Origin of the sequence: Aeromonas sp. HMWF017 (genome assembly GCF_003061465.1) — a bacterium.
GTDB classification, from domain to species: domain Bacteria; phylum Pseudomonadota; class Gammaproteobacteria; order Enterobacterales; family Aeromonadaceae; genus Aeromonas; species Aeromonas veronii.
This window is the reverse complement of record NZ_QAJD01000175.1, coordinates 52,709-70,507: the sequence shown is the minus strand read 5'-3', so window position 1 is coordinate 70,507 and position 17,799 is coordinate 52,709. Positions and strand designations below refer to the sequence as shown.

The 17,799-nt window shown below is 54.1% G+C and carries 17 protein-coding genes; 14 read left to right on the top strand and 3 right to left on the bottom strand.

Annotated elements, in window-relative coordinates; translation table 11 throughout:
- The first annotated feature begins 140 nt into the window (after nt 1-140).
- Complete coding sequence (locus DBR30_RS19760; protein ID WP_013724128.1) at nt 141-443, top strand: ArsR/SmtB family transcription factor; 303 nt, start codon at nt 141-143, stop codon at nt 441-443.
- Between the two features lie 49 nt (nt 444-492).
- Here DBR30_RS19760 and rpsT read toward each other — a convergent pair whose 3' ends face one another.
- Nucleotides 493-756 (bottom strand): 30S ribosomal protein S20, encoded by a 264-nt coding sequence (gene rpsT, locus DBR30_RS19755; protein WP_005308808.1) that lies wholly within the window; start codon nt 754-756, stop codon nt 493-495.
- Nucleotides 757-947: 191 nt separating this feature from the next.
- On the opposite strand from rpsT, the gene murJ reads away from it, so the two are divergent.
- From murJ to tapY2, 12 genes are all read left to right on the top strand, one after another.
- Complete coding sequence (gene murJ / locus DBR30_RS19750; RefSeq protein WP_108541563.1) at nt 948-2,510, top strand: murein biosynthesis integral membrane protein MurJ; 1,563 nt, start codon at nt 948-950, stop codon at nt 2,508-2,510.
- Nucleotides 2,511-2,665: 155 nt separating this feature from the next.
- Nucleotides 2,666-3,640 (top strand): bifunctional riboflavin kinase/FAD synthetase, encoded by a 975-nt coding sequence (gene ribF, locus DBR30_RS19745; protein WP_108541564.1) that lies wholly within the window; start codon nt 2,666-2,668, stop codon nt 3,638-3,640.
- Entirely contained in the window at nt 3,640-6,501 is a 2,862-nt protein-coding gene (gene ileS, locus DBR30_RS19740; protein ID WP_108541565.1) for an isoleucine--tRNA ligase, read from the top strand. Before ribF ends, ileS begins: the two co-directional genes overlap by 1 nt.
- A complete protein-coding gene (gene lspA / locus DBR30_RS19735; RefSeq protein ID WP_019445577.1) occupies nt 6,501-6,998 on the top strand; it encodes a signal peptidase II in 498 nt (165 codons plus the stop codon). Before ileS ends, lspA begins: the two co-directional genes overlap by 1 nt.
- Nucleotides 6,995-7,447 (top strand): FKBP-type peptidyl-prolyl cis-trans isomerase, encoded by a 453-nt coding sequence (fkpB, locus tag DBR30_RS19730; protein WP_005341354.1) that lies wholly within the window; start codon nt 6,995-6,997, stop codon nt 7,445-7,447. Before lspA ends, fkpB begins: the two co-directional genes overlap by 4 nt.
- Nucleotides 7,447-8,382 carry a 4-hydroxy-3-methylbut-2-enyl diphosphate reductase gene (ispH, locus tag DBR30_RS19725; protein ID WP_019445576.1) on the top strand — a complete coding sequence of 312 codons (936 nt, stop codon included), beginning with the start codon at nt 7,447-7,449 and terminating at the stop codon, nt 8,380-8,382. The genes fkpB and ispH overlap by 1 nt, the downstream gene beginning before the upstream one ends.
- Nucleotides 8,383-8,492: 110 nt before the next feature.
- A complete protein-coding gene (locus DBR30_RS19720; protein ID WP_013724124.1) occupies nt 8,493-8,897 on the top strand; it encodes a type IV pilin protein in 405 nt (134 codons plus the stop codon).
- Between the two features lie 2 nt (nt 8,898-8,899).
- Nucleotides 8,900-9,469 (top strand): type IV pilus modification protein PilV, encoded by a 570-nt coding sequence (gene pilV / locus DBR30_RS19715; RefSeq protein ID WP_108541566.1) that lies wholly within the window; start codon nt 8,900-8,902, stop codon nt 9,467-9,469.
- Nucleotides 9,466-10,461, top strand: a complete 996-nt coding sequence (locus DBR30_RS19710; protein WP_108541567.1) for a PilW family protein — start codon at nt 9,466-9,468, stop codon at nt 10,459-10,461. Before pilV ends, DBR30_RS19710 begins: the two co-directional genes overlap by 4 nt.
- A complete protein-coding gene (gene tppD / locus DBR30_RS19705; protein WP_108541568.1) occupies nt 10,458-10,895 on the top strand; it encodes a type IVa pilus pseudopilin TppD in 438 nt (145 codons plus the stop codon). Before DBR30_RS19710 ends, tppD begins: the two co-directional genes overlap by 4 nt.
- 10 nt (nt 10,896-10,905) lie before the next feature.
- Complete coding sequence (locus tag DBR30_RS19700) at nt 10,906-14,580, top strand: pilus assembly protein (protein WP_108541569.1); 3,675 nt, start codon at nt 10,906-10,908, stop codon at nt 14,578-14,580.
- Nucleotides 14,577-14,858, top strand: coding sequence for a type IVa secretion system protein TapY2 (gene tapY2, locus DBR30_RS19695; RefSeq protein ID WP_108541570.1), 282 nt, complete (start codon nt 14,577-14,579; stop codon nt 14,856-14,858). The genes DBR30_RS19700 and tapY2 overlap by 4 nt, the downstream gene beginning before the upstream one ends.
- Nucleotides 14,859-14,885: 27 nt before the next feature.
- On the opposite strand, the gene DBR30_RS19690 is transcribed toward tapY2, so the two are convergent.
- Nucleotides 14,886-15,413: a GspH/FimT family pseudopilin gene (locus tag DBR30_RS19690; protein WP_108541571.1), complete on the bottom strand. Its 528-nt coding sequence runs from the start codon at nt 15,411-15,413 to the stop codon at nt 14,886-14,888.
- Nucleotides 15,414-15,511: 98 nt separating this feature from the next.
- The gene (locus DBR30_RS19685) at nt 15,512-16,165 is read right to left on the bottom strand and encodes a GspH/FimT family pseudopilin (RefSeq protein WP_258224518.1); all 654 of its coding nucleotides are present in this window, start codon (nt 16,163-16,165) and stop codon (nt 15,512-15,514) included.
- Nucleotides 16,166-16,176: 11 nt separating this feature from the next.
- Here DBR30_RS19685 and DBR30_RS19680 point away from each other — a divergent pair, with 11 nt between their 5' ends.
- Nucleotides 16,177-17,799: an NAD+ synthase gene (locus DBR30_RS19680; RefSeq protein ID WP_108541572.1), complete on the top strand. Its 1,623-nt coding sequence runs from the start codon at nt 16,177-16,179 to the stop codon at nt 17,797-17,799.

Here is a 17,799-nt window from a genome sequence, read left to right as displayed (position 1 = left end):
TGAAGCGGGTCTGTGAGAGCGATTTTACCTTTCTCTTTTCCGGGCAGGAGAATTTTTCCGCCATCCAGCCGGCCACCCTGTCGTTTTAAAACGACCCGTCACCACGTATCATCGGCGATAAGTGGTAGAGGAGAGATGTGATGCAACTTGAAGAGATGGAAGCCAATGCGAGTAAAGCGGTGGCCTTGCTCAAGGCGCTGGCCAACGAACGGCGGCTGTTTATTCTGTGCCAGTTGCTGGAGCGCGAACTGTCAGTGGGGGAGCTCAACGAGCGATTGGGATTGAGTCAGTCGGCCTTGTCACAGCACCTGGCGCTGTTGCGGCGGGATGAGCTGGTGACGACGCGCAAAGAGGCTCAGACGGTCTACTATTCGCTGCGCAGCCATGAGGTGCGTGAAATGATCAGTTTGCTACATCGACTTTATTGCAGCGCAGATAAATAAAAAACCGGCACTAAGGCCGGTTTTTTCAGCTTTGATCAGCAGACGCTGATTAAGCCATAGCTTTGATCTGGGCAGACAGGCGGCTCTTGTGACGAGCTGCTTTGTTCTTGTGGATCAGGCCTTTGGTCGCCATACGATCCATGATCGGCTGAGCAACAGCGAAAGCGGCAGTCGCAGCAGCTTTGTCGCCAGAGGCGATAGCAGCAATGACTTTCTTCAGGTAGGTACGGGTCATGGAACGACGGCTGGCGTTGTGCTGACGGCGTTTTTCTGACTGAAGAGCGCGCTTCTTAGCAGATTTGATGTTAGCCAAGGTAAAACTCCTAAAACTGTCTTAGCGAGTGTATTGAAAAGGCCCGGAAATATGCCCTTCCAACCACATATTGTCAAATGATTTGTGCAAATAAACACCGCCTCCCGGTGGTGTGTCAGTAGGGAGACGGTTAAACTGTCGGCCGATTCTAGCAGCATTCTTTTCATTCTGACAGTTCCAGAGGCCTCGTCTTGAGTAAGAAATTGATCAAATCCGGCATGATAGTGTCCGGAATGACGCTGGCATCCCGCGTAATGGGCTTGGTTCGCGATGTGGTCATCGCAAATCTGCTCGGTGCCGGGGTGGCCGCCGACGTCTTCTTTTTTGCCAATCGCATTCCCAACTTTCTGCGTCGCCTGTTCGCCGAAGGTGCCTTCAACCAGGCCTTTGTTCCCGTGATGACGGAGTACAAGAAAAATGGCGACGAGGGGGAAGTGCGTGAATTGCTGGCGGCGGTTGCGGGCACGCTGGGGGGGATAGTGACGGTGGTCACCCTGCTCGGTGTGCTGGGGTCGGGTGTGCTGACCGCGCTGTTTGGCTGGGGCTGGTTCTGGGACTGGCTGCATGGCGGCCCTGCGGCCGAGAAGTTCGAGCTCGCCAGTCTGATGCTCAAAATCACATTCCCTTACCTCTGGTTCATCACCTTTACCGCCATGGCGGGGGCCATCCTCAACACCTTCGGCCGCTTTGCGGTCTCGTCGTTTACGCCGGTGTTTCTCAACATCACCATGATTGCGGCGGCCTGGTGGATTGCACCGCTGATGGACAAACCTGAGATCTCGCTGGCGATTGGTGTCTTTTTGGGCGGTTTGGTGCAGTTTTTGTTCCAGTACCCCTTTTTGCGCCAAATCAACATGCTGGTATGGCCCAAGTGGGGATGGAATCACCCTGGGGTGGTGAAGATCCGCACCCTGATGATCCCGGCCCTGTTCGGGGTCTCGGTCAGCCAGATCAACCTGCTGGTCAACACCATGCTGGCTTCTTTCCTGGCGACCGGTGCCATCAGCTATCTCTACTACTCGGATCGCCTGCTGGAGTTCCCCCTCGGGCTGTTTGCGGTGGCCATCAGTACCGTGATCCTGCCAGCGCTGGCGAAGAAGCATGTGGATGCCGATCCGGCGGACTTCTCCCGCACCATGGATTGGGGGGTGCGGATGGTGATGCTGCTCGGCCTGCCCGCCATGATAGGCATTGCGGTCATGCGCGAGCCCATTTTGCGAGTGCTATTCATGCGCGGCGAATTTGGCCTGCATGAAGTGAGCATGTCGAGCGCCAGCCTGCTAGCCTCCACTACCGGTCTGCTCTCCCTGATGCTGATCAAGGTACTGGCGCCCGGTTACTACGCCCGTCAGGACACCAAGACGCCGGTGCGGATCGGGGTGATGTCGATGATTGCCAACATGGTCTGCAACCTCATCTTCATCTACCCGCTCGGTTACGTGGGTCTGGCGCTCTCGACCGCCTGCTCGGGCACTCTGAATGCGGCCTTGCTGTTCAAGGGGTTGTACCAGCAGAGCGTCTATCGTCCCTCCCGCCATACTGGCGTGTTCTGCCTCAAGCTGCTGGTCGCCAGCGTGCTGATGGGGGGCGTGCTCGCCTATCTGTCGCCAGAATTGGCCCAGTGGGGGGCGTGGAGCATGGGTAAGGCCAGTTTGCAGCTGACCATGCTGCTGTCGCTGGGGGCTGCGGTCTATGCCGTGGTGTTGCTGCTGCTGGGTATTCGGCCGCGTCACCTTAAATCGGGGCAGCAGTAGTCGTGATCCTGCAGCGCCATGGGGATAGTGCCTCATGGCGCCGCAGATGGGCGGGATTGGGCCCGGATAGTTGAAATCAGGCTATGAGGGCTGACCCTGCCTGCTGCCTGATATATAATCCGCCGATTTCCATGGCAGCAACGCACAAGGCACTGATGGAGCTTATTCGCGGCATTCACAATCTCAAGCCCCGTCACCGGGGATGTGTATTAACCATTGGCAACTTTGATGGGGTTCATCAGGGTCACCATGCGGTATTGGCACGTCTCAAGGAGAAAGCGGCCCAGCTGGGATTGCCCGCCTGCGTCATGCTGTTTGAGCCGCAGCCGCTGGAGCTGTTTGCCGGCACCGCTGCGCCCGCCCGGCTGAGCCGGTTGCGGGAGAAGTATGAAGCGCTGCAGGGGCTGCATATCGACCGCATGCTCTGTGTGCGCTTCAGCCACCGCTTTGCCGAGCAGGCGGCCTCGACATTCATCGAGCAGTTGCTGGTGGAGAAGCTCGGAGTGCGCTATCTGGTGGTCGGCGATGATTTTCGCTTCGGCAAGGGGCGGGAAGGGGACTTCCACCTGCTGGAGGAGGCGGGTCATCGCTTCGGCTTCGAGGTGATCAGTACCCAGAGCTTCCAACTTGAACGGCAGCGGGTCAGCAGCACCCTGGTGCGTGAAGCCCTCAAGGCGGGCCGGATGGCGGAAGTGGAGCTGATGCTTGGCCGTCCCTATACCATCAGCGGCCGGGTGGCCCACGGCGACAAGTTGGGGCGCACCATAGGTTTTCCCACCGCCAATCTGGCCCTCAAGCGCCAGGTGACCCCGGTCGGTGGCGTGTTTGCGGTGGAAGTGATATGTTCCGGCAAGACCTTCCCCGGTGTAGCCAATGTGGGTGTACGGCCGACCTTGAGCGGTACACAAGCCAGATTGGAAGTACATCTATTTGATTTTTCTGGTGATCTATATGGTCAACAGGTCAAGGTGCTGCTTCGCCACAAGCTGCGCGAAGAGCAGAAGTTTGCCTCTTTCACTGCCTTGAAAGAGCAGATCGAACGAGATGCCCTGGTGGCCCGAGCCTGGTTCGGGCTGCCACAATTCAATTTACCCAGCACTCTTTTAGAAAAGAAGGGAACCCAGGACTGATGAGCGACTATAAACACACCCTGAATCTTCCGGAAACCGAGTTTCCGATGCGTGGCGATCTGGCCAAGCGCGAACCCAACATGCTGAAACGTTGGTACGATCAGGATCTCTACGGCGCTATTCGCCGCGCCAAAGCGGGCAAGCCTTCTTTCATTCTGCATGATGGCCCCCCCTATGCGAACGGCAACATTCACATCGGTCACTCGGTCAACAAGATCCTCAAAGACATCATCATCAAGTCCAAGGGCCTCTCCGGTTTCGATTCCCCCTATGTGCCGGGTTGGGATTGCCACGGTCTGCCTATCGAACTGAAAGTGGAAGGCATGGTTGGCAAGCCGGGTGAGAAGGTTTCCGCTGCCGAATTCCGCGCCGAGTGCCGCAAATACGCCAAGACCCAGATCGAAGCGCAGAAGACCGACTTCATCCGTCTGGGTGTGCTGGGTGACTGGGAACACCCCTACCTGACCATGGATTTTGGCACCGAAGCCAACATCATCCGCTCCATGGCCAAGATCGTTGAAAACGGCCACTTGCACAAAGGCTCCAAGCCGGTGCACTGGTGTACCGATTGTGGCTCCGCGCTGGCTGAAGCCGAAGTGGAGTACTACGACAAAAACTCCCCCTCCATCGATGTGCGCTTCAAGGCCGTTGATGAGGCGACCGTTGCCGCCAAGTTTGACTGCGCCGAAGGCCACACCGGCAAGGGCCCGATCTCTGCGGTGATCTGGACCACCACTCCGTGGACCCTGCCCGCCAACCGCGCCATCGCCATGCACGCCGATCTGGATTACGCACTGGTGCAGGTTGAAGGTGAGCATCCCGAGCGTCTGATCCTGGCCGCAGAGCTGGTCAAGGACGTCATGGATCGCGCCGGTATCGAGAAGTTCCACAATCTGGGCTATGCCAAGGGTGCCGCGCTCGAGCTGCTGCGCTTCAACCACCCCTTCTACAGCTTCGATGTACCTGTGGTACTGGGTGACCACGTCACCCTGGATGCCGGTACCGGTGCCGTTCACACCGCCCCTGGCCACGGTCAGGAAGACTTCGTGGTCGGTCAGAAGTACGGTTTGGAAGTGGCCAACCCGGTTGGCAGCAACGGTGTTTACCTGCCGGATACCGAACTGTTTGCCGGCCAGCATGTGTTCAAGGCCAATGCCTCCGTGATCGAAGTGCTGACCGAGCGCGGCGCCCTGCTGCATCACAAGGTGTTCAACCACTCCTATCCGCACTGCTGGCGTCACAAGACCCCGATCATCTTCCGTGCTACTCCACAGTGGTTCATCAGCATGGAGCAGAAGGGTCTGCGCAAGCGCGCACTGGAAGAGATCGAGCGCATCGAGAAGGACGGCATTGCCCAGCAAGGCCAGAGTGGCTGGGTACCGGCCTGGGGTAAAAACCGCATTCAGGCGATGGTCGAGAACCGTCCTGACTGGTGTATCTCCCGTCAGCGTACCTGGGGTGTGCCCATCTCCCTGTTCGTCCACAAAGAGACCCAGGAACTGCATCCGGAATCCGTGCGCCTGATGCACGAGGTCGCCAAGCGGGTCGAGCAGTCCGGCATTCAGGCATGGTGGGATCTCGACAAGACCGAGCTGCTGGGTGCCGATGCCGACATGTACGACAAGGTGCCTGACACTCTGGACGTCTGGTTCGACTCCGGTTCTACCCACGCTTCCGTGGTTGATGCCCGTCCCGAGTTCAACGGCAAGCCGGCCGACATGTATCTGGAAGGTTCTGACCAGCACCGTGGCTGGTTCATGTCCTCCCTGATGATCGGTGTGGCCATGAAAGACAAGGCTCCCTATAACCAGGTGCTGACTCACGGCTTCACTGTGGATGGTCAGGGTCGCAAGATGTCCAAGTCCATCGGCAACGTGGTGAGCCCGCAGGACGTGATGAACAAGCTGGGTGCCGACATCCTGCGTCTGTGGGTAGCGAGCACTGACTACACCGGCGAGATGACTGTCTCCGACGAGATCCTCAAGCGCTCTGCCGATGCTTATCGTCGTATTCGCAACACTGCCCGCTTCCTGCTGGCCAACCTGAACGGCTTCAATCCGGCGACCGACATGGTGGCACCTGCCGACATGGTGGTGGTGGATCGCTGGGCTGTGGGTCGTGCCAAAGCGGTACAGGCCGAGATCATGGCGGCATTCGATGAGTACAACTTCCACGGCGTAACTCAGAAGCTGATGCAGTTCTGCTCCATCGAGATGGGCTCCTTCTATCTGGATGTCATCAAGGATCGCCAGTACACCGCCAAGGCTGACAGCCTGGCCCGTCGCTCCTGCCAGACCGCCCTCTATCACATTGCCGAGGCCATGGTGCGCTGGATGGCGCCGATCATGAGCTTCACCGCCGATGAAATCTGGGCACTGCTGCCGGGTGAGCGCGGCGAGTTCGTCTTCACCGAAGAGTGGTACGACGGCCTGTTCGGGCTGGAAGCGGGTGAATCCCTCAACGACGAGTTCTGGGCCGAGATCCTCACCGTGCGTGGTGAAGTGAACAAAGCACTGGAACTGGCCCGTGGCGAGAAGCGTATCGGCGGTTCCCTGCAGGCCGAACTGACCCTGTTCGCCAAGCCGGAGCTGGCTGCACGCCTGAATGCCCTGGCTGATGAGCTGCGCTTCGTGCTGCTCACCTCCAAAGCCAAGGTGGTGGTGGCTGACACTGCGCCGGAAGGCTCTGTGGCGACCGAGCGTGATGACCTGTGGCTGAGCGTGGCCCAGTCTGCCGCCGCCAAGTGCGACCGCTGCTGGCACCATGTGGAAGATGTGGGCACCATCGCGGGTCACGAAGAGATCTGTGGTCGCTGTGTGACCAACGTTGAGGGTGACGGCGAAACTCGTCAATTTGCCTGATGAACATGACTCAACATAAAAGCGGCCTGCGTTGGCTGTGGCTGGCAGTGCTGGCCTTTGTACTGGACCAGGCGAGCAAGCTCGCCGTGGTCAAGTTGCTGCCATTTGGTTACCCGGGGGTGGAGATCACCCCCTTCTTCAATCTGGTTCACGTCTACAACAAGGGTGCCGCATTCAGCTTCCTGGCTGATCAGGGGGGCTGGCAGCGCTGGTTCTTCGCGGTGCTGGCTTTTGCCATTTGTGGATTGCTGATCCACTGGCTACGCAAGCAGTCGGTGGCCCAGCGTTGGAGCGGTATCGCCTATTCACTCATCATCGGCGGCGCCCTCGGCAACGTCTTTGATCGACTGGTGTTGGGCCATGTGGTCGATTTTCTCGACTTCTACTGGCAGCGTGCGCATTGGCCGGCATTCAATCTGGCCGACAGCTTTATCTTTATCGGGGCCGCCATGATTGTGCTGGACGGTTTCCGTGGTGAGAAAAAGGAGCAGGCATGAGCCAGCAGATCACCGCTAACAGCAGCGTGCTGTTCCACTTCTCCATCAAGCTGGAAGATGGCTCGGTTGCCGACAGCACGGCGCTGCACGGCAAACCGGCCCGCCTGCGGATGGGCGATGGCAGCCTGACCCCCACCTTCGAGCAATGCCTGTTGGGGCTGAGCGAAGGGGAGAGCAAGAGTTTTACTCTGGCGCCGGAAGAGGCCTTTGGCCTCTCCAACCCCGACAACATCTACCATCTCGACCGTGCCAAATTTGGCGCCGATGTGGAGCCAAAAGTCGGCACCATCATCCTGTTCGATCAGCCCAATGGCAGCGAGCTGCCGGGCATTATCCGGGCGGTAGCCGGGATGTCGGTCACGGTCGATTTCAACCACCCGCTGGCCGGTCATACCGTCACCTTCGAGGTGGAGATCCTGGGCGTTGATGATGAGGAGAAGGTGCATTAATGGATATTCTGCTCGCTAACCCTCGCGGTTTTTGCGCCGGTGTCGATCGCGCCATCAGTATTGTCGAGAGCGCGCTGGAGAAGTTCGGTGCCCCCATCTATGTCCGCCACGAAGTGGTGCATAACCGGTATGTGGTGAACAAGTTGAAAGATGCGGGCGCTGTCTTCGTCGAGGAGCTGGACGAGGTGCCGGATGACAGCATCGTCATCTTCTCTGCTCACGGCGTGGCCAAAACAGTGCGTGAGATGGCCAAGTCCCGCGCCCTCAAGGTATTTGATGCCACCTGTCCGCTGGTGACCAAGGTTCACATGGAAGTCCATCGCGCCAGTCGCAAGGGCTCCGAAGCTGTGCTTATCGGTCATGCTGGCCACCCCGAGGTGATCGGGACCATGGGGCAATACGAGAATCGCGAAGGCGGCATGTATCTGGTGGAGACACCGGAAGATGTGGCCAAGCTCCAGGTGAAGAATCCGGATGATCTCTGCTTCGTTACCCAGACCACCCTGAGCGTGGATGAGACCTCTGACGTGATCGATGCGCTGCGCAAGCACTTTCCCAAGATCCAGGGGCCGCGCAAGGACGATATCTGCTACGCCACCCAGAACCGTCAGGATGCGGTGCGGGAAATGGCTGGGCTGGTGGACGCTATGCTGGTGGTGGGGTCTCGCAACTCCTCCAACTCCAACCGTCTGCGCGAGCTGGCCGAGAAGGTGGGCGCCAGAGCCTATCTTATCGACGATGCGTCGATGATTGAGGCGAGCTGGCTGGAAGGCGTGAAGGCGATCGGCGTCACCGCTGGTGCTTCTGCACCCGAGGTGCTGGTGCAAAACGTGATTGCCCGCCTGCGGGAGCTGGGTGGCAAGGTGGTCGCCGAGCATCCTGGCCGTGAAGAGAACGTAGTCTTTGAGGTTCCTCCCGAACTTAGAATAATTTGAGTGCAGCCAGGAAGGCTTAAGAATAAAGTGTGTTGATAATGACGCCGGGTTTGTTCATGGGACAGGCTCGGCGTTAAACTTATGAAGCAGTCTGTCACCAAGGATGGGATATGATTGGATACTTTCGTGGCTTTTCTCTTATTGAGTTGATGATTGTCATCGCCATCGTGGCGATTCTTGGCACCATCGCTTATCCCGCCTATCAGCAATATGTGCTGACCAGTCATCGTGTCGAAGCCAAGGCCATGCTGCTCAATGCAGCCAATCGGCAAGAAACCTATTTTATGGATTTCAATCAGTATGCATCCTCTGCTGCTGCTCTTGGTATCAGTAGTGCATCTGAGAATGGTCTGTATCAATTATCCATTGCCGTATCAGGCAACACCTACACCTTGTCAGCCAGTGCTGGCGCGACGACAGCCCAAGCCAAAGATACCGATTGCACGGTGTTTTCCATTAATCAGTTGGGCGTCAAAAGTGCTTCTGGTGCAGCTAGCAATAGTTGTTGGGAATAGCCATGGCCATTCATGTCTCATCACATGAGAAGGGATTTAGCCTGTTGGAGGTGATGATCACCGCAGTCATCCTGTCGCTGGGGCTGCTTGGTCTGGTTGCTTTGCAAACCCATTCAAAATTTGCCAGTTATGAAGCTCGCCAGCGCACTATTGCCAGCTGGCTGGCTAACGATATGGTCGAACGAGTACGGATAAATCGCGATAGCTGGACCGCATCCGGTGCAGTGACCGTTAATCTTGCTGCTAACTTGCCACGCCCGACATGCGCAGCAGCAGATGGCACAATTAGCGCGTGCAGTGCTGCAGATTTACGTAACGCCGACCTTCACTACTGGCAACAAGCCTTGCTTGGGGCCAGTGTGTCGGGGGCTGCATCTTCCTTGAATTCACCGATAGGTTGCGTGGTGCGGCGGGCCAATAATGTATTGGCTGTCGGGATATTCTGGGCTGGCAAGCAAGAGATATCTGATGGGGGGGCTGCTGCCGCCGCAGCAACGCTGATCAATGAGTGTCAACTCTCGACAGCAAATAATCTTTCGAGGCGCCAGTTTATTCTGACGACGACTTTATGAATTCTCGCGGTTTCACGCTGGTAGAGTGGCTGGTCGCTATGCTGCTCGGTCTATTTTTGTTGGCAGGGGTATTCACTGTTTTTGTGATGTCTCGCTCCAGCTCTCAAGATGCCTTTGATCAAAGTGAATTACAGGAAAATGGTCGATTGGCCATTCGGTTGGTTAGCCAGGATATCAAATGGGCTGGCTTTTTTGGAGCTTATACTGGTCAGTCAACACAAGTTGGTTCTTCTCTGAGCCTCAGTGCTGACAGCATTGTTCCTGCCAGTAGCGATTGTCTGGATGAGCGCACTGTCGGTAGTTTGCCATCACCTCTTGGGCCAATTCGCGGACTGTGGGTTTCACGGGTCTCCGCAAGCAAAGGATTGAGTGGTTTTACTTGTATTGATGCCAACGATCGAGTGGCAAACTCCGATGTAATCAGTATCAAGCGACTGGTAGGGCGTCCTATACCAGCATCAGAGGGATTGGATACAAACCGCTTTTATATGGCAACCAATAGTCAGGAGGCGAGAGTCATCAAGGGAAGCGAAACCAGACCACTCTTTGGTGCCAATAATGAGAGCCAGATCTGGGAATACCAGCACTACATTTATTACCTATCACAAGAAGATGGTATTCCTGTTTTACGCAAGCGCTATTTGACCGTCAATGGTGGCTCTGCTCTGATTGGTGGCGCTATGGCTGAGGGCGTTGAACATATGGTGCTGATGTATGGTGTTGACGATTCCTTGATCCCTGATGGACGCATAGACAGATATATGTCAACGGACCAAATGACAACACAGCGCTGGAATGAGGGGCGAGTATTGGGGGCTCGGCTTTTCTTACTGATTAGAGCCGCTCGGGAATCAAGTCGCTATAAGAATAACAATAGCTATCAACTCGGTAATATTACGGTTAATGGTGGTGGTGATGGTTATCGCCGTCTGCTCTTGGAAAGCAGTATTGCATTACGCAATCAACAAATAACCACCCGAGGTGGAACATGAGATTGGTTAAAAAAAACCAGGGTATAGCATTGATTGTTGCACTGGTTATTCTGGTTCCCTTGACTCTGATTGCGGTAGTCGTCATGCAATCCAGTGGTATGAGTCTGAAGATGGCGGGTTCTAGTGCCAGTTTGCAACGAGCGGAGCACGAAGTTGAAGGTACTCTGGAGTCTGCATTGAGCGATACTTCTCTTTCAACACAAATTGCTACACAGGCTATTGGGGTTTCAGCTGCAATAGGTACTACTACTCCAGCTACAACCCTGACAGTCAATACAGAAAGTGTATGCAAACGTAAATTTGAAGCCAGTAGCCAGAATGTAACACCAGCTTGTCGTTATGCTGAAGCCACCACATCCAGTGCTTATGGCAAGGTGAATAGCCAAATGACCTTTACCGCCGGGGTAGAACAGCCCCTGCTCAGTGCCAATTAGGGAGCCCGTAATGAACATAAGGAACTGTTTGTTTACAAGCTTGCTGGTATTGTGTTACGGAGTATCAGGGGCATCTTTGGCGGTAGGTACTGGTTATTCCGATGATACCGAGTTGTTTATTTATGACTTTGCCAAAGCCGGGGATTTTCGGCCAAAGGTTCTATTTATATTCGATAACTCAGGCAGTATGGGCGAAACAACTTTGCTAGGAAAGGAAGAGTATGACCCTGAATTTCCTTATCCAAGATTGACATATGATGATGGGAGTAACAGTTTTCTCTATTACTCAACAAATGGAACTCCCCCTCAAACGTTAGATAGTAACAATACCAGACGGTTCTCAACGAGTAAAAATGCTTGTGCCACATCTCGGGAGCCTCTTAACCAAATTGGACTATTCTCATCTGTCTATTGGAATTATGAGGTGTCTGGCACTGGAGCTAAAAAGAAAGGGGAGTGGAAGCCATTGAAGAACTATGCGTCCAACACAACCAATATAGTGGATTGTCAACAGGACATTTCAGCAAAAAACAATGATAATAGCGGCTTTACCGGCTCATATCAGTCTGTCTCAGGAACTACTAAAGGTTACCCTGTAAATAGATCAAACAACACTAATATTAATATGCCATGGGTTGATAGTGCTACTCCTGTCGCCCCGAATACGGGTGGGACAGAAGTGCTGACCATATATACCGCAAACTATTTACGTTGGTATTATGCACCTTCCACCATTACCACATCGAGACTAAATGTAGCCAAACAGGCGCTGAGGGAGTTGGTTCGATCTACGCCAGCGGTAGATTTTGGCCTTGCGGTGTTTAACCAAAATGATGGCAACAGCAGTACCAATAAAAATGGTGGTCGTATCATTAGGCACATTATGGGTAATGACGCTATCTTGGCTGGCGGCAAAACAGGCGCACAGGATCTCATTGACAAGTCAAATAGCCTTTCGGCGGAGACATGGACGCCCTTGTGCGAAACCTTGTATGAGGCCTACCGTTATTTTGGTGGCGCGGGTGTTTATTTTGGGGATGATGATTCTGATCGAAATCCAAAACGTGATCCAAATTCAGAGTCGTCTGCAGGTATTTACAAATCTCCATATGATAAGTGTTCCAGTAACGGTTATATTATATATATGACTGATGGTGCTCCAACAAATGATAAAGCTGCTGATGAGTTGGTGAAAGGGTTGCTTAAAGATTATGAGCCAGCAATTAGCACAGATAAAGATCCAGTTCCTTATGGCACAGGAAAAGAAACAAGCTACCTTGCTGCACTTGCGGGTTATATGAGTCATAAAGATGTCAATACATCAGCTGCAGGTACACAAACTGTCACAACCTTTACCGTTGGGTTTGGGGATGATGCAATTAAGGGGGCTGGCGTTCTATTGGCTGAAACCGCCCGTCGTGGTAAAGGAAAATATTATCCCGCCACCGATGCAACCCAACTTAACGAAGCGTTAAAGTCATCATTGCTGGCTATCTTGAAGATGAATACCTCGCTGGTCTCTCCTGCCATAGCCACTAATAACTTTGACCGAACTCGCAGCCTTAATAATATCTACTACGCCATGTTTGAACCCGGAGCAGGACCGAGATGGAAGGGTAACCTGAAGAAACTGGTTCTTGCGCCGGAGAAAGGTTACGTGGTTGATCAAACAGGCTTGCCTGCTATCGCTGGTGATGGAACCATCCTCAAGTCAGCTAAAACCTATTGGTCATCCACTAGTGATGGTAATAACGTTGCCGAGGGTGGGGTACAGGAGATGCTGGCAGCTAAGACCAATCGCAATCTTTATGTTATTCCCCCCTCCACTAATGCATTAGCTCCCTTTAGCAAGTCTGCTCTTGAGGGCATGGCAGGCGGGGCGACGCAGCTACGCACTGTCATGAAGCTTGATAGTGCTGATAGCATGGATGACCTGCTTAATTGGACCAAGGGGATTGATGCGTTTGATGAGAATCAGGATGGTGATAGAACAGATAATCGGGAGCATATTCTTGGTGACCCGTTGCATTCACGGCCATTAGTGATCAACTACGGTTGTACAACGTCGACAGGACAGACTACATGTACACCTGACTTGCGCATTGTGATGGGAAGTAATGCCGGCTTCTTGCATATGTTTAAAGACAGCGTCACCACGGTTGATGAAAGCTGGGCCGTTATGCCCTATCAATTTATTGCCAATCAGAAAGCGCTGCGAGAAAACCTGGATTCATCGGCTCATCTATATGGTGTAGATTCATCGCCCACTGTGCTGGTCAATGAGCAAGTCAAAGATGGTCATATCAAGTCGTCACAAGGTGACAAGGTGTGGTTATTTACCGGGCTGCGGGGTGGTGGCAAGGCCTATTATGCGTTGAATATATCCAATCCGGACTCCCCTTCGCTGATGTGGCGGTTGGATAAAAACAGCGCCGGTTTCAGCAAACTAGGCGAGACCTGGTCGATCCCCGAGGTTGCGTTTATTCCCGGTCATTACACAGAAACCAATGGTAAAAAAACCTATAAGCCAGTCCTGATATTCTCTGGAGGTTATGATCAGGCCAAGAGCTATTTGGGCCAGGGGGCTGAAGACAGTGAAGGGTTGGGTATTTATATCGTGGATGCTGAGGCCGGCACGCTGTTGTTCAGCTTTACCCCGGATGCGGCCAGTGCAACCAACAAACAGGTTGCAGGCATGGTTTATAGCATGCCAGGCGCTGTTTCTGTGCTGGACAGCGATGGAGATGGTGTATCTGACCGAGTTTATGCGGGTGATACCGGCGGTCAGATCTGGCGCATCGACATGAAGGGGACAGAAAAATCCAAATGGACGGCCATCAAGTTTGCCAGTTTGGGAAATGCACATTTAAGTGGAACTGCCAAGAAGCTGGAAGATGATCGCCGTTTCTTTACCCAGCCCGTATTGGTGCGCACCATCAATAAAGGTTGGAAGTATGATGGGACAAATTATCTTTACAGCGAGCGTCCGTTTGATGCCGTATTGATAGGCAGTGGTGATAGAAACCGCCCCTCCTCGGAGGCGACAACCCAAAATGTGTATGTGATGCTACGTGACTACAATGTTAATCCAACCTTGTTTGGGGCAACGTCTGAACCAGCGGTGCCATCAAGTATCACACTGAACGATCTCTACGATGTGACCAGCGATCCCTTTACGGGTTTGAATGAAGAGCAGATCGTAAACACCACCAAGGCGTTGACCAGCAAGTTGGGATGGAAATTCTGGCTCAATGAAAGCGGTGAAAAATCAATGGGGGCTGGTTTGGTGTTGCAAGGCAAGCTTTATTTCACCTCCTTCCTGCCTCAGGTACAGGACTTCCAACAATGTACGATTCAATCGATCGGTGCCATGCGCCAATATATGATTGATATGCACTATGGCACTTCTTTCAAATATGTACTGGATAGCAACAATCAGGAAGTTATTCAGCGTTACGTAGAGGTGCAAAATAAGGTTGCTGATGATCTGGTTATTCATGGTGGGGATGATGGCCGGATCAGGATTATAGGTGGTGCTCCGGGTAAGGAGGTCATCCTCAAAGATGATGGGAAGGGAGAGCCTGAGCGCTGTACCGGTGAAGGAGAATGCTCACAAGGTGCGGAAGAGGCAAAAATGGATATGTCTCCCAAGAAAATCTATCTCTATGAAGGAGAACAGGGATGAAACGCATGCTGCTCTGGTGTGTGGGCTTGCCCTTGTTGGTTCATGCCCAAACGGAAGACATAAAATGTTATGTCACTCTGGAAGGTGGCATACAGATGGTGTTGCAGCAACCGGTTGTTGATACGAGCAAGGCAAATCTTGTCAGGGTGTTTAAACAGAAAGGTTATGAGATTGATGGGGTGGTGCATCTTGTGACAGAGGTAATCGAGTGCGTTCCTTTGGCGGCCACCTTTTCGCTGGCTAATGCAAAAAAACAAGATGAAATCCAACCCAGATAACGTTGGTTATTGAGTAGGGTAAAGGGGCTAAGAACAACTCAGCCCCTTTTTTTCGCTTCTGCTTCTGCCGGATGGGGAAACGATGATATCGACTCGGGGCACCTGGTCGATACAGAACCTGAGTGTCATGTTGGTGCCAATCGCAGTGCCATCTGGACTAAAGCGCACAAATTGTCGATTGGCCGTCACGGTATGTTTTTCAAGAAAGGGTTCTGTTGCTGATAACAAGATATCGCCATTTGTAATATCGAATTGGCGATCCTGATTGATGTCGATAAAGACAAGCATGCGCTGGGCGCCGGTTTGATTTGCGAGTACACAGCCTTCTTTTGTGGAGTTTCTGACCGGCATGGCAAGACATGCTGTGACGGGTTGCTGCTGTGTGATGGCTTGCCGTTGACCGAAGATCAGGTGGTCCTGCAGGTTTCTGGTGTAGATGTCGCTGTCAGTGGATGTTAGCAAATTTGCCAATGACGGTAGTCCCACAGTCAGCAGGATGGTTGTCAGGCTTGCCGATATCAAAAACTCAAGCAGGGTAAATCCATTTCGTGCCATAGCGTATGAGTCCTTGCTCAAAGGAGACTCTAAGCATAGCTACTGGATTGAAATGGATCCTTTTGTGCTCATGTGTGTTTCGCTGTAGTTAACGCTGGTCATGGACATACAGCACCACTTGCTTGGCTATGGGCACGTCCGGCAGGCATAACTTCAATCTGAACGCCCTTTTCGCCGCTTACACAGAGTGAAAAGATGACCTCGCTGTCAGACGTAATGGTGCCATCTGGGGTGAAGCGCAGCGCCTGTGCATCTGCAGAAATGGCCAGTTCTGCAGGAAACTCGGGACTTGCCGTCAGAGTTGTTTCGCTGCCATTGAGCTTCTGATCGCTATTAGTATCGATAAAAGCGATCTGCCGGGTCGCTCCACTTTGATTGGCAGTAACACACTCCTCTACAGAATTATTGATAGTGGTCAGGCAGAGAGTAACCGTTTGTTGGTTAGATATTGCCTGTTGTCTCGCATAGTTTAAGTGGTTTAGCAGGCTCTTTTCCTGGGTCGCCAAATTATTGCTGCCAAGCAGGTTAGAGAGGGAAGGAATACCAATCCCCAACAGAATGACACCCAGCGCAATGGCTATCATCAACTCCATCAGGGTAAATCCGGCGTTTTTCATATCTGCGAAGGCCTGTCGTTCCGTGACTATGTACAGCTTATCCTTCCCGTTGGTTGCTGTCACACGGTTACGCCTGTCTTGAACTGGCAGATTGCCCCCCTTTTCTTTATCATTCCCCATCATTTTCGAATTCAAGATGCATCGCCATGGCAAAAGCCCTCTCTCTGATGCTTGCCCAGTTGAATCTGACGGTAGGCGCCATCGAAGATAACACTGACAAAGTGCTCGCTGCGGCGGCTCAGGCCGAGCAGCAAGGTGCCGATCTGCTGGTCTGCTCCGAGCTGGCCCTGACCGGCTATCCACCGGAAGATCTGCTGCTGCGCGCCGATCTGATGATGCGGGTCGAAGCCGCGTTGGCTCGTGTTGCCGAATGGCAGGGCAACTGTGCCATTTTGGTGGGGCATCCCTGGCGTGAAGGGGAGGCGCTCTACAACGCGGCTTCACTGTATGAGCAGGGCAAGCTGATTGCCCGTTACTTCAAGCAGGACTTGCCCAACTACGGGGTATTTGACGAGAAGCGCTACTTCACCGCGGCGACCGAGACCTGCGTGGTGCCGTTCCGTGGTCACCAGCTGGGGCTGCTCATCTGCGAAGATTTGTGGCAGCCGGGCCCGGCGCTGGCCGCCAAGGCGGCGGGGGCCGAGCTGCTGCTCACCATCAATGCGTCGCCCTACGATCAAGAGAAACCCTGGATCCGCCGCGAACTGATGACTGAGCGCTGCGATCAGACCGATCTGCCGTTGGTCTACCTCAATCAGGTATGTGGTCAGGATGAGCTGATTTTCGACGGCTGCTCCAAGGTGTTCAACAGCCAGGGCGAGCTGACCCACAAGCTGGCCCCGTTTGCCGAAGAGCTGGCGCTGGTACGTTTTGCCGATGGCCAGCCGGTGAAGGAGCGGGAACCCGCTGCGCCGCTGGAGCCGCTGGTCGAGACCTATCAGGCGCTGGTGCTGGCTGTGCGCGACTATGTCACCAAGAACGGCTTCCACGGCGCCGTGCTGGGCCTATCCGGCGGCATTGACTCGGCACTGACCCTGGCCATCGCTGCCGATGCCATCGGCGCCGACAAAGTGCAGGCGGTGATGATGCCGTTCCGCTACACAGCCCAGATGAGTGTGGAAGATGCCAAGGAGCAGGCCGAGCGGATGGGGGTGGAGTTCAACATCATCTCCATCGAGCCGATGTTCGAAGGGTTTATGACCCAGCTGGCGCCGTTGTTTGAAGGTACCGCTCGCGATACGACCGAAGAGAACCTGCAGGCCCGCTGCCGCGGCGTGCTGCTGATGGCGCTCTCCAACAAGCGTCGTCGTATCGTGCTGACCACTGGCAACAAGAGTGAAATGGCTGTTGGCTATGCCACGCTGTACGGTGACATGGCTGGTGGCTTCGACGTGCTGAAAGATGTGCCCAAGACGCTGGTCTTCAAGTTGTGCGAATATCGCAACTCGGTCGACTATGTGATCCCGCAGCGGGTTATCGACCGCCCCCCTTCAGCGGAACTGGCGCCGGATCAGGTGGATCAGGACAGTCTGCCCCCCTACGATATCCTCGATGCGATCCTCAAGCGTTATGTGGAAGAGGATGCTTCGGTCGCCGATATGGTGGCAGAAGGCTTCGAGGAAGCGGTGGTGCGCAAGGTGATCCGGCTGGTGGATCTCAACGAATACAAGCGCCGTCAGGCGGCGGTCGGGCCCCGCATCACGGCTCGCAACTTTGGTAAGGATCGCCGTTACCCCATTACATCCGGGTTCGGTAAACAGAACTGGTAA